Origin of the sequence: Granulicella sp. L56 (assembly GCF_009765835.1) — a bacterium.
In the GTDB taxonomy this organism is placed as follows: Bacteria; Acidobacteriota; Terriglobia; order Terriglobales; family Acidobacteriaceae; genus Edaphobacter.
Genome location: NZ_LMUS01000001.1, coordinates 508,275 through 520,422, shown reverse-complemented (window position 1 = coordinate 520,422; position 12,148 = coordinate 508,275). Strand labels below are relative to the sequence as shown.

The 12,148-nt window shown below is 58.7% G+C and carries 10 protein-coding genes; 8 read left to right on the top strand and 2 right to left on the bottom strand.

What is annotated here, in order from left to right:
- Window positions 1-57 precede the first annotated feature (57 nt).
- From carB to GSQ81_RS02170, 7 genes are all read left to right on the top strand, one after another.
- Complete coding sequence (carB, locus tag GSQ81_RS02200; RefSeq protein WP_158909097.1) at window positions 58-3,339, top strand: carbamoyl-phosphate synthase large subunit; 3,282 nt, start codon at window positions 58-60, stop codon at window positions 3,337-3,339.
- Between the two features lie 63 nt (window positions 3,340-3,402).
- Window positions 3,403-4,446, top strand: a complete 1,044-nt coding sequence (locus tag GSQ81_RS02195) for a 6-phosphofructokinase (RefSeq protein WP_158909096.1) — start codon at window positions 3,403-3,405, stop codon at window positions 4,444-4,446.
- A 227-nt stretch (window positions 4,447-4,673) separates the two neighbouring features.
- Window positions 4,674-4,928: a helix-turn-helix domain-containing protein gene (locus GSQ81_RS02190; RefSeq protein ID WP_158909095.1), complete on the top strand. Its 255-nt coding sequence runs from the start codon at window positions 4,674-4,676 to the stop codon at window positions 4,926-4,928.
- A gap of 170 nt (window positions 4,929-5,098) precedes the next feature.
- Entirely contained in the window at window positions 5,099-6,244 is a 1,146-nt protein-coding gene (locus GSQ81_RS02185; protein WP_158909094.1) for an NAD(P)/FAD-dependent oxidoreductase, read from the top strand.
- A 5-nt stretch (window positions 6,245-6,249) separates the two neighbouring features.
- A complete protein-coding gene (locus GSQ81_RS02180; RefSeq protein WP_158909093.1) occupies window positions 6,250-6,834 on the top strand; it encodes a YceI family protein in 585 nt (194 codons plus the stop codon).
- Between the two features lie 158 nt (window positions 6,835-6,992).
- On the top strand, window positions 6,993-8,528 hold the full coding sequence (gene adh, locus GSQ81_RS02175; protein WP_158909861.1) for an aldehyde dehydrogenase: 1,536 nt from the start codon (window positions 6,993-6,995) through the stop codon (window positions 8,526-8,528).
- Window positions 8,529-8,534: 6 nt separating this feature from the next.
- Window positions 8,535-8,912 carry a DUF779 domain-containing protein gene (locus tag GSQ81_RS02170; protein WP_158909092.1) on the top strand — a complete coding sequence of 126 codons (378 nt, stop codon included), beginning with the start codon at window positions 8,535-8,537 and terminating at the stop codon, window positions 8,910-8,912.
- A gap of 3 nt (window positions 8,913-8,915) precedes the next feature.
- Here the strand turns inward: GSQ81_RS02170 and GSQ81_RS02165 are convergent, their stop codons facing one another.
- Together GSQ81_RS02165 and GSQ81_RS02160 are read right to left on the bottom strand one after the other, a co-directional pair.
- Window positions 8,916-9,956, bottom strand: coding sequence for a metallophosphoesterase (locus GSQ81_RS02165; protein ID WP_254059939.1), 1,041 nt, complete (start codon window positions 9,954-9,956; stop codon window positions 8,916-8,918).
- A gap of 134 nt (window positions 9,957-10,090) precedes the next feature.
- The gene (locus tag GSQ81_RS02160) at window positions 10,091-10,966 is read right to left on the bottom strand and encodes a metallophosphoesterase (protein ID WP_158909091.1); all 876 of its coding nucleotides are present in this window, start codon (window positions 10,964-10,966) and stop codon (window positions 10,091-10,093) included.
- An 80-nt stretch (window positions 10,967-11,046) separates the two neighbouring features.
- Here GSQ81_RS02160 and GSQ81_RS02155 point away from each other — a divergent pair, with 80 nt between their 5' ends.
- Window positions 11,047-12,120 (top strand): Xaa-Pro peptidase family protein, encoded by a 1,074-nt coding sequence (locus GSQ81_RS02155; protein WP_318523847.1) that lies wholly within the window; start codon window positions 11,047-11,049, stop codon window positions 12,118-12,120.
- The last annotated feature ends 28 nt before the right edge of the window (window positions 12,121-12,148 follow it).

The window sequence follows — 12,148 nt, the reverse complement described above, 5'->3', positions numbered from 1 at the left end:
CGGCTTTGGCCGCGCATTTTTTCGACACAAAGAAATTTAGTTGAGAAAGAGAAATAGATGCCACGCAGGAATGACATCGCGAAGATTCTGGTGATCGGCTCGGGGCCGATTGTGATTGGGCAGTCGGCGGAGTTCGACTACTCCGGCACGCAGGCGTGTAAGGCGCTGAAGGCCGAAGGCTATGAGGTGGTGCTGGTGAACTCGAACCCGGCATCCATCATGACCGACCCTGAAGTTGCCGACCGCACCTACATTGAGCCTTTGACTACGGCCTACCTTGAGGAGATTCTTCGCGTTGAAACGGAGATGCTGTCGGCTGGCTCGGGTAAGTTTGCCGTGCTGCCGACGGTAGGCGGCCAGACGGCGCTGAACCTTGCTGTCGATCTCGCCGATTCGGGCGTTCTCGATAAGCTGGGCATCGAGCTGATTGGCGCCAAGCTGGAAGCGATCAAGAAGGCTGAGGATCGACTGTTGTTCAAGGATGCGATGACCAAGATCGGGCTGGACATGCCCCGGTCGGCGCTAATTACCAATATTCGCGATGGGCTGGAGTTTGCCACGAAGATCGGATTTCCCGTGGTGATTCGGCCCTCGTTTACGCTGGGAGGCTCGGGCGGCGGCATCGCCTACAACCGCGAAGAGCTGATGGAGATTCTCTCGCGCGGCCTGGACCTTTCGCCGGTGCATGAGTGTCTGCTCGAAGAGAGCGTGCTCGGATGGAAGGAGTATGAGCTGGAGGTTGTCCGCGATCTGAATGACAACGTCATCATCATCTGCTCGATTGAAAATTTTGACCCGATGGGTGTGCATACGGGCGACTCGATTACGGTGGCTCCGGCGCAGACACTGACCGATCGCGAATATCAGTCGATGCGCGATGCGGCGATTCGCGTCATCCGCGAGATTGGCGTCGAGACGGGCGGCAGCAATGTGCAGTTCGCGGTCAATCCGCTGAACGGCCGCATGACGGTGATTGAGATGAATCCCCGCGTGTCACGATCCTCCGCGCTGGCCTCGAAGGCCACTGGGTTTCCTATCGCGAAGATTGCTGCACGGCTGGCGGTTGGCTATACGCTCGACGAGATTCAGAACGACATCACCAAGGCGACTCCGGCCTGTTTTGAGCCGACCATCGACTATGTCGTTGTGAAGATTCCGAAGTGGCAGTTCGAGAAGTTTCCCGGTGCGGACGAGGGCCTGGGGCCGCAGATGAAGTCTGTCGGCGAGGTGATGGCGATTGGCCGCACCTTCAAGGAAGCGATGATGAAGGCGGTGCGGTCGCTCGAGACGGGCAAGAAGGCCACAGCCGACGACATCGAGCCGCGCCGTCTGACGCAGCGTTTGGTAACACCGCATCCTGACCGGCTGGCTTACATTCGCTATGCGTTCGAGCGAGGCATGACCGTGCGCGAGGTTGCGCGCATGACCTCAATGGACCCGTGGTTCCTGCACCAGATCAAGCAGATTACGGATGAGATCAAAGCTATCGGCGGCGTGTCGATGGACGAAGTCACCGCGGAGCAGCTACGCACCGCCAAGCGAATGGGCATCTCTGATGAGCGGCTGGCTGCGAGCTGGGGCCTGAAGGGCGCGGAAGGGACTGCGGCGGTTCGTGCGCTGCGGAAGAAGCTGAACGTGCTGCCGGTCTACAAGATGGTGGACACCTGCGCCGGAGAGTTTGAGAGCTATACGCCGTATCTCTATAGCTGCTACGACGAAGAGGATGAGGCAGCGCCGACGACGCGCAAGAAGATCCTGATTCTGGGAAGCGGACCGAACCGGATCGGGCAGGGAATCGAGTTCGACTACTGCTGCTGCCACGCGGCCTTCGCACTTCGCGAAGACGGCTACGAGACCATCATGGTCAACTGTAATCCTGAGACGGTTTCGACTGACTACGACACCAGCGACCGGCTGTACTTTGAACCGTTGACGCTGGAGGACGTGCTCGCAGTGTATGAGCACGAGGCCTCGTCGGGCGCTGAGATCGGCATGATCGTGCAGTTTGGCGGACAGACTCCGCTGAACCTCAGCCTTCCGTTGAAGAAGGCGGGAGTGCCGATCATTGGCACGTCGCCGGAGTCGATTGACCTGGCCGAAGACCGCAAACGGTTTGGCAAGCTGATCGAGGAGTTGCAGATTCCGCAGCCGCAGGGCGCGATGGCGACCAGCGTGGCCGAAGCTGTCGAGGGCGCGAACCGCGTAGGGTACCCGGTGCTGGTGCGGCCTTCGTATGTGCTGGGCGGACGTGCGATGGTCATCGCCTATGACGATGAGGCGGTCGTTCGCTATATGAGCACGGCGATTGAATACTCGCAGGAGCGGCCTGTATTGATTGACCACTTCCTTGAAGATGCGACGGAGGTCGATGTCGATGCGCTGTGCGATGGCGACGATGTGGTAATCGCCGGGATCATGCAGCATATCGAAGAGGCTGGGATTCACTCCGGCGATTCGTCGTGTGTTCTGCCTTCGGTCGACTTGAGCGACGATGTCCTGAATACGATTCGCGAGTACACGCGGAAGCTGGCGATGTCGCTGAGCGTGCGTGGTCTGGTGAATATTCAGTTCGCTATCCAGCGCGGCAAGGTCTATGTCATCGAAGTGAATCCGCGCGCTTCGCGCACAGTGCCTTATGTCTCTAAGGCTACGGGCATTCCGCTGGCAAAGATCGCTTCACGCATCATGGTCGGACGCAAGTTGAAGGAGCTGCTGCCGGATGCAGTTGCGAGTCGCAAGGACCTTGGAACCGGCTCGCATTACTTTGTGAAATCGCCGGTCTTCCCATGGGGCAAGTTCCCTGGAGTGGATACGGTTCTTGGGCCGGAGATGAAGTCTACCGGCGAGGTGATGGGCGTTGCCGACAACTTCGGCGAGGCATTCGCCAAGGCTCAGATTGCCGCCGGACAGGTGCTTCCGTTGCAGGGAACGATCTTCCTGAGCGTGAATGACCACGACAAGGATGGTGTGGTTTCGCTGGCGCGGGAGTTTGTCGAGATGGGCTTCCATCTGGTGGCGACGCATGGAACGGCCGCTGTGCTCGAACAGGCTGGAATGCAGCCGGAGCGCGTCTACAAGGTCAAGGAAGGGCGTCCGAACGTCGTAGACCTGATCAAGGGCGACCGGATTCAGTTGATCATCAATACGCCGCGCGGACAGGACACGTTCTTCGATGAGAAGGCGATTCGGCGGGCGGCTGTGCTGGCGCGGATTCCGACGATTACGACCCTGGCGGCGGCACGGGCGGCGGCTGAGGGTATCTCGGCGTTGCAGCAGGGAACGTTGAGCGTGGTTGCGTTGCAGACGCTCCATGCGAACCGGATTGAGGCGGCTGTATAGGTCCTGTCTGAGGCTGAGATCTCGGCGTATGATTTTTCTGTTGTCTAAAAAGGAGAATTGTTGATGCGTATTGGAATGTTGACCGGTGGTGGGGATTGTCCTGGGCTGAACGCTGTGATTCGCGCGGCAGTGCGCAAGGGAATCCAGCATCATGGGGATGAGTTTATCGGCTTTATGGAAGGCTGGCGCGGGGTCATCGACGATGTGACGATGCCGCTGACGCTGGAGACGACCTCGGGGATTTTGCAGAAGGGCGGAACGATTTTGCGCTCTTCGCGCACAAACGTGAAGAAGATCGAAGGCGGATTCGAGAAGTGCCTTGAGACAATCAAGCGCAACAAGCTGGACGCGCTGATTGCGCTGGGCGGCGATGATACGCAGTCGATCAGCCTTGCACTCAGCGAGCGCGGCGTGAAGTGCGTTGGCGTGCCGAAGACGATTGACAACGATTTGAACGGCACGGACGCTTGCTTCGGCTTCGATACCGCCGTGATGATTGCCACCGAAGCTGTGGACCGCCTGCACTCGACCGCCGAATCGCACAACCGCGTGCTGGTCTGCGAAGTGATGGGACGCGATGCGGGCTGGATTGCGATTACCTCTGGAATTGCGGGTGGCGCCGACGTTGTTCTGGTGCCCGAGGTGCCAATCGATATCGAAGAGACCTGCCGCCTGATCAAGTACCGTCGCGAGCATGGCAAGAAGTTCTCGATTGTGGTTGTGGCTGAGGGGGCGAAGTTCCCCGCGGGTACCGTGGCCACGCATGACGAGTCGCTGGATTCGTTTGGCCATCCGCGCTTGAGCGGCATTGGACAGACGCTGGCCGAGGAGATCGAGAAGCGTACCGGCTACGAGACGCGCAGCGTGAACCTGGGCCATACGCAACGTGGCGGCACACCGACAGCCTACGACCGTATGCTGGCGACGCGCTATGGCGTGGCGGCGATTGACCTGGTCCATGCGGGGAAGTTTGGCCGCTTGGTGGTGCTGCGCGGAACGCAGATCACGGACATTTCGATTGCCGATGCGATTGCCAAGACCCGGACGGTTGGACAGGATCTGCTGGATGTCCTGCAGAGCCTGCAACCCTTGAAGGACGCTGTTTAGCTTCTAGCTAGCAACATAGGCGAAGAGCCCCAGCGAGATTCGCTGGGGCTCTTCTATTTCTTTTATCCATGGGTTTTGGGGTAGTGAAGGCCGCTGGGTCGTTATCGGTTAGTTGGTTAACACCCGATGGTTTCTGGTTGTGCCGGGCTGTGGAAAACGGTACAAAGGGTGTGCCGGTTGCAGCAGGGTTTTATCCGGTTTGTTTCGGTTGTTCGGAGGGTTCTCTGATGGCTGCTTTGGCGCAGGTTGCAACTCGCGAAGTGATGGATATCCGGCAGGCATCGGAGTATCTGGGCATCAGTGGAGACACGCTGTACCGCTATGCGTCGGAGGGATTTATTCCGGCGTTCAAGCTGGGAAACCGCTGGCGGTTCAAGAAAAGCCTTCTGGATGCGTGGATGGATGAGAAGTCGGGTGTAAAGGTGGCTGCTCCGGTAACCGTGACGCCGAAGCAGAAAAAACCGGCCGGGCGAGTCCGATAGATATTCGCTAAGTGGTTTGTTGCCAAAGACACACCTCCAACAGCTTTGCTAACATCCCCGTCCGGCTTAAGTCCAACGGACGACGTCTGACAACCTCTTCGATTTAGCTTGTAACGGAGCGGAACTGCATTTTCGTTTTGAAAGCTTTGCTGGCGTCCAGAGGTAGCAGCTTGGGCTTTGCGAGCGCGGATATAGTGATTGTCGGCGGAGGGCCGATAGGGTTGGCGGCAGCCATTGCCTTGAGACAGGCTGGTGCGGATGTATTGATCGCCGATGCATGTGAGCCTCCTATCGACAAGGCATGCGGTGAAGGTTTAATGCCCGATTCTTTGTGTGAACTATCCAAACTGGGAATCGACCTCGCCCAAGTGGCGGGCACACCTTTCGACGGCATTCGTTTTGCCGACAGACAATCCACCGTGAGCGCCCGGTTTGCGGAGGGTCAAGGGCTGGGGGTGCGACGGTTGGCGTTGCATCGTCAATTGCTCGACCGCGCGGCGGCGATGGGCGTACGGATGCGGTGGAAGAGTCTGGTTGAGCTGCGGCACGGAGAAGAGCCAACGCTCGGTGGCGAAGTTCTCAGATACAAATACCTGATTGGTGCCGATGGCGAGTCTTCGCGGACTCGCGCGTGGGCTGGTCTAAGTGCAGGCGGGGTTCGCAGCCGTCGCTTTGGCTTTCGCGCCCATTTTGAGTTTGACCGCGGCGATGAGACCGGCATCTATTCGGGTGGTAGACACGTCGAGGTGCATTGGGGAGACGGAGGGCAGGCATATGTGACACCAGTTGGCGAGCGTATGGTGTGCGTCGCTGTCATATCCCGCTCCCAGTCGCCGGGGACATTCCAGAGCGTGATTGATAGCATTCCAGCCTTGCGTGGTTCGCTAGCGCGAGCGAAACAGCTTACACCGCAACGAGGAGCAGTGACGACGACCTCCAGCTTTGATCGCGTGGTACGCGGCAGGGTTGCGTTGGTGGGGGATGCCTTGGGCACAGCGGATGCTATTACCGGAGAAGGGCTTGCGATGGGGTTCCGGCAGGCGCTTTTGTTGCGTGATTCGATTGCAGAGGGCGGGTTAAAACGGTATCAGGCCCAGCATTCAGATATTCTGCGATTGCCGCAGGGGATGGCGCGCGCAATGCTGCTGATGGACAGGCATCCCTTGCTGCGGCAGCGGGTGTTGAGGGGATTCGCCAGGCGACCAGATCTTTTTGCGGCGATGCTGAGCGTGCATCTCAACGAAGAGAGCTTGTCCAGGGTTGTATTACGACATGGTGTGGACTTTGGAAGGCTATTGTTATCTTCAGCAGGATGAGAAAAATGATCTCTAAATTTCGATATGTACTTGCGGCGGCGGTTCTTTCGCTGCTGGTGGTCTCTGCCAGCGCGCAAAGCTCGCCCACGAAGATGACGCTTCATTTCGACCCGGCGACGACAAAGATCGACTGGACGCTGAAGGACGTTCTGCACACCGTTCGCGGGACGTTTCAACTGAAGAGCGGCGTGATCATCTTCGACGAAGATACGGGAACAGCGGACGGAGAGATCATTGTCGAAACCGCGTCCGCGGAGAGCGGTAACCAGAGCCGCGATGATCGCATGAAGAAAGATGTTCTTGAGAGCAAGAAGTATCCTGAGGCCATCTTTCATCCTGAAAAAGTCACAGGAGTGGTTCATGACGGGCAGACGCAGACGGTAACGGTTGAGGGAACGTTTACGATTCACGGTGCCGATCATCCGCTGTTTCTACAGGTGCGGACCTCATTGAGCGATGGAAAACTGAACGCGACAACGAGCTTTGTTGTGCCCTATGTTGCATGGGGAATGAAGGACCCGAGCACGCTAATGCTGCGTGTAGGCAAAGACGTGCAGGTCAGTGTCGATGCGCGGGCGACGGTGCAATAACATAGCAGGTTGTTGAGGTCGCGAGGGATGTCCAGGGCCGGTTGCAACGGTCTACTGTGCGGGTGTACTGTTGCTACGCTTAGGCGCGGGGCTACTCGAAGCGATTCTCTGCGTCTCAAGACAGCCCATCTCTGAAGGAGTAGCACGCCATGTCCACGATGACCTCCGCAGCAGCCAGCAAAGTCGTACCGGGAAGCTATGGATTTCCGGTCTCTTTCCGCAAGCAATACGGAAACTATATCGGGGGCGAGTGGGTCGCTCCTGCCTCGGGCGCTTACTTTGAAAATGTCACGCCGGTGACCGGCGAAGTTCTGTGCGAGATTCCGCGCTCGAACGCGGACGACGTGAACCGTGCGCTCGATGCCGCACATGCTGCGAAGGCGGCGTGGGGGCGCACCTCTCCAGCGCAGCGCGGCCATATCCTCGAACAGATCGCACAGCGCATGGAAGACAACCTGGAGATGCTGGCCACGGTCGAGACCTGGGACAACGGCAAGCCGATCCGCGAGACGATGGCCGCCGATCTGCCGCTGAGCATCGACCACTTCCGCTATTTCGGCGGGTGCATCCGCGCACAGGAGGGGGGCATCTCGGAGATCGATGTCGATACCGTGGCCTATCACTACCATGAGCCGCTTGGTGTCGTCGGCCTCATTATTCCTTGGAATTTTCCGATCCTGATGGCGACGTGGAAGCTGGCTCCGGCTCTGGCCGCGGGCAACTGCGTCGTGTTGAAACCGGCGGAGCAGACTCCGCTGTCGATACTGGTTTTACTGGAACTGATTGGAGACTTGCTACCTCCGGGTGTGCTCAATGTGGTGAATGGATTCGGATTGGAAGCGGGCAAGCCATTGGCCTCCAGCACGCGCGTCAACAAGGTAGCCTTCACCGGTGAGACCACGACTGGCCGTTTGATCATGCAATACGCCTCACAGAACATTATTCCCGTAACGCTCGAACTTGGCGGCAAGAGTCCGAACATCTTCTTCGAAGACGTGATGCGCGAGGACGATGCCTTCTTCGATAAGGCGTTGGAGGGTTTCACCATGTTTGCGCTCAATCAGGGCGAAGTTTGTACCTGTCCTTCGCGGGCGCTGGTGCAGGAGTCGATCTATGACCGCTTTATGGAGCGGGCGCTGGCACGGGTGAAGGCGATCAAGCGCGGCAATCCGCTGGACCGCGACACCATGATCGGAGCACAAGCCTCGACCGAGCAGATGGAGAAGATTCTTTCCTATCTCGATATCGGCAAGCAGGAGGGCGCGAAGGTGCTGACCGGAGGCAAGCGCGCCGAAAATGGCGGCGATCTCGCCAGCGGTTTCTACATTGAGCCGACCGTGTTCGAAGGCAACAACAAGATGCGCATCTTCCAGGAAGAGATCTTCGGGCCGGTGGTCTCGGTCACGAAGTTCAAGGACGACGAAGAAGCGCTGGCAATCGCCAATGACACGCTCTACGGGCTGGGCGCTGGCATCTGGACGCGCGACATGAACCGCGCCTACCACTTTGGCCGGAGCATTCAGGCGGGACGTGTCTGGACGAACTGCTACCATCTGTATCCGGCACACTCGGCATTCGGCGGTTACAAGCAGTCCGGCATCGGTCGCGAAAATCACAAGATGATGCTCGACCATTATCAGCAGACCAAGAACCAGCTCATCAGCTACAGCCCCAATGCCATGGGATTCTTCTAGGAGCCTATGCCACGTACTCCCGATCAGGTCATCGCCACCGATGCAGCCATCGAACTGATGGCGAAGCTGCATGGAAAGCACGGTGACCTGATGTTTCACCAATCGGGGGGCTGCTGTGATGGCAGCTCGCCGATGTGTTATCCACGAGGAGAATTCCTTGTAGGCGACAGCGATGTGCTGATCGGGACATTGGGCGACACGCCTTTCTATATGAGCCGCAGCCAGTTCGAATACTGGAAGCACACGCAGCTCATTTTGGATGTGGTGCCGGGCAGGGGTGGGATGTTTTCGCTGGAGAATCCTGAAGGCGTGCGCTTCCTGATCCGCTCGCGGGTGTTTACCGACGACGAGATCACTGCGCTGCGTGGAGCGGGGCGGATCTGACTACTAACTCAGGATGGTGACCTTCCCGGCTTTCGTCTTGGTGAAGGCATGGATAATGTTGCCCGTGTTGTCGAGATGACGCATGGTGAGAAGGTCTTCGGTCGCTTCGATATGGCTGAAACCATGAATCTTCTCTGCCCATGGACCGCGGACAGAGGGATCAATCTTCAAGGGATAGAGGCCCGCGCCGCCGCCGCCGGAGAGAAAGAAGGATGTGGGGTGTCCAGCGAACTCCAGATGCTGGAGGTCATGGTCGTGACCGGCAAGGTAGAGATGGACGCCGTATTTACGCAGCAGCGGGTCCCAGTCGTTGATGAGGGTGGCGTTATCGCCATGAATCCCGTCGGAGTAGATGGGATGGTGGCCCATGACAGCGAGAAATGGCGTAGTGAGAGGTTTTTCAAGCTCGGTCTGGAGCCAGCTTAGCTGCTGCTGCCTGGTTGTATCGGTCATGGTGTAGAAGCTGCCGTTTTGAGTGGCTCCCCCTGCAAGAGGCATATTGCTGTCCAGCGCAATCAGGGTGATGAGGGGATCGCTTGCGGGGAAGGTGACGCGATACCACTGCGAGGGCATCGTCCAGCGCGTGCCGCCTTGCTGGGCGTAGGCAAGCTCCGCGGTGTACTTCAACGGCTGGTATTGATAATCGTGGTTGCCGGGGATGGCGTAAGCCGGGCAGTTGAAGACCGAGGCAGGGTACATCTGTTCGAATTGCGTCTGCCAGCGGGGGTCAGAGACACCCCCAGGGAGCACTCCATAGAAGTTGTCTCCAAGCATGAGAAGGGCTTGGAGATTCGCCTTCAACTGCTTCGTGTAACTTTGCATCGCCTGTGCAACCGTCGTCTGATCGGAATAATCGCCATTGATGCCCCAGTCTCCGAGCATGAGGAGATGTGCGGAGTCAGGAGACGCTGGAAGAAGCGAAGCCGGGCCGCTGCCACAGGCCACGAGCGGACCAGCGAGCGCGGAGGCTGCACTGAATGCAAAGCTCTGTTTGAGAAAACGGCGGCGCGAAAGAGGTTGGAGCGTGGACATCGTGAGATGCATTGTCCCCTGCCGTTCTCCCGGTGTCAATTTTTAGCCATCCCAAAGATGCAATGGCTTCATCGCTTTAGCGACCGGATGACGAAGAGGATCGCCTATATGGATGCGAACTATCTGAAATAAATGCTATGTGTTTTTCAGGTAGATTGCAGGGTAAAAATGGTGATCTCCGGCGGGCAGTTGAGGCGGAAGGGAATGCCGACTGTGCCAATGCCACGGTTGACGTAAAGCTGCATGTTACCGAGACGGAAGAGCCCTTCGGCGTAGATTTTGCCCATGGGTGGAAGGACGAGCGGTCCCATAAAGGGCAGTCGAATCTGGCCGCCATGGGTATGGCCGGAGAGCATGACATCGACGAAGCGCCCGCGCGGATGCTCTTTGACGGTGTCGGCGTAGTCGGGTTCGTGTGCCATTAGAATGACAGGGCCGTCTGGCTGAGGCGGCACCGCCAGCTCAAGACGCGGATTAGTCGTGCCGGGATCGTTGACGCCCGCGAGCCAGAAGCGCGAGCCGTTTCGCTCGATGGGGACGTGCTTGTCGACGAGCACCGGGATGTCGTTGGAGGTGAGGGAGTCGATGACCAGCGGCGCGCTGACGGCGACGTCGTGGTTGCCCAGGCAGGCGAAGCGCAGCGGGCAGGTGAGGGTGCTGAGAATCTCGGCGCAGCGGTGCGCGGCGGACTGGCCGTTCAGGAAGGTGAGCGAGCCGTGGGTGACAAAGTCGCCGGTGAGAACGACCATGTCCGCCGCAAGAGCGTTGACATGGCGAACAACGCGTTCGAGGAAGAAAGGCTCTGTGAACTCGTCGAGGTGGATGTCGCTGATCTGTGCGATGCGGAAGCCATGGAAGGCGCTGGGAAGATTGGAGATGGCGAGGGTATGGGGAACGAGATCAAGCTCGTGGCGGGCGATTTCCCCGGAGTAGAGGGCGAGACCGGCGGCGGCTGCTCCTGAGCCGACGAGAAAATGGCGGCGGGTAATGCGCGGGGAGGAATCCTGTTTAACGCCGGACATAGGCCATGATAGCGGGTTGTGTCGGAGTTGAGCCAGTTTTACGGCACAAGTTCGGTAGAATCATAGGGATGAGTTTAAGCGTGCGTAAGAAGAGAGCTGTGGCTGCGGCGAAGGCTGCCGGAGTGGATTGCCTGCTGGTGACGCATCTGCCGGATGTCCGCTATCTATGCGGGTTTACCGGGTCGAACGCGGCTCTGGTACTGGCTGGCAGCCGCTCCGTCCTGTTTACCGACGGACGATACACCGCTCAAGCCAAAGCCGAGGCGGTGGGAACCAGGGTCGTCATCGCGAAGAAGCCCGCGGTAGCGGCTGCCTGCGAGTGGATAGAGGCCGCCGGGTTGAAGCGGTGCGGCTTCGACGCCGCACAGACATCGGTAGCTGCGCTGGAGGCGATGCGCAAGGCGGTTTCGGCGAAACTGCGGCGGGGGATCTTTCAGCCGGTCAAGCCGCTGGTAGCCGGACTACGCGAGGTCAAAGACACTGACGAGATCGCCGTGATGCGCGAGGCGGCCTTGCTGGGCTGCCGTCTCTTCGATGGCATGTTGAGCTATATCCAATTGGGGTTGACCGAGGTTGCCGTTGCGGCAGAGCTGGAACATGCGGCCCGGCTGGCCGGCGCGGAGGCGATGTCGTTTGACACGATCGTCGCCAGCGGAGAGCGCAGCGCGCTGCCGCATGGCCGTGCAACGCAGGTTAAATTGCCGCGCCGAGGCTTTGTCACACTCGATTTTGGCGTCATATTAAATGGATATTGCAGCGACATGACGCGCACCGTGCACATGGGCAAGGCGCTGCCGGGCGAGCGGGAAGTGTATGATGCGGTTCTGGAAGCGCAGGAGGCTGGAGTTGCGAAGGTGGCTCCGGGCGTGACCTGTGCCGATGTCGATGAAGCGGCAAGAAGCGTTCTGCGGTGGTCTGGTCTTGACAAGTATTTCAGCCACTCGACCGGGCATGGCGTTGGGTTGGAGATTCACGAAGGACCGAGGCTTGCGGCGAAGCAGACGCAGGTTTTAGAAGAGGGTATGGTCGTCACGATTGAGCCCGGTGTGTACATGCCGGGCAAGTTCGGAGTGCGGATCGAGGACATGGTTCTCGTGACCGCGACGGGAGGCGAAGTTATGACGCCAAGCGTGAAGGCATGGATTGAGTTGTAATTACCAGAGTGCCGCAACAGGCACAGGA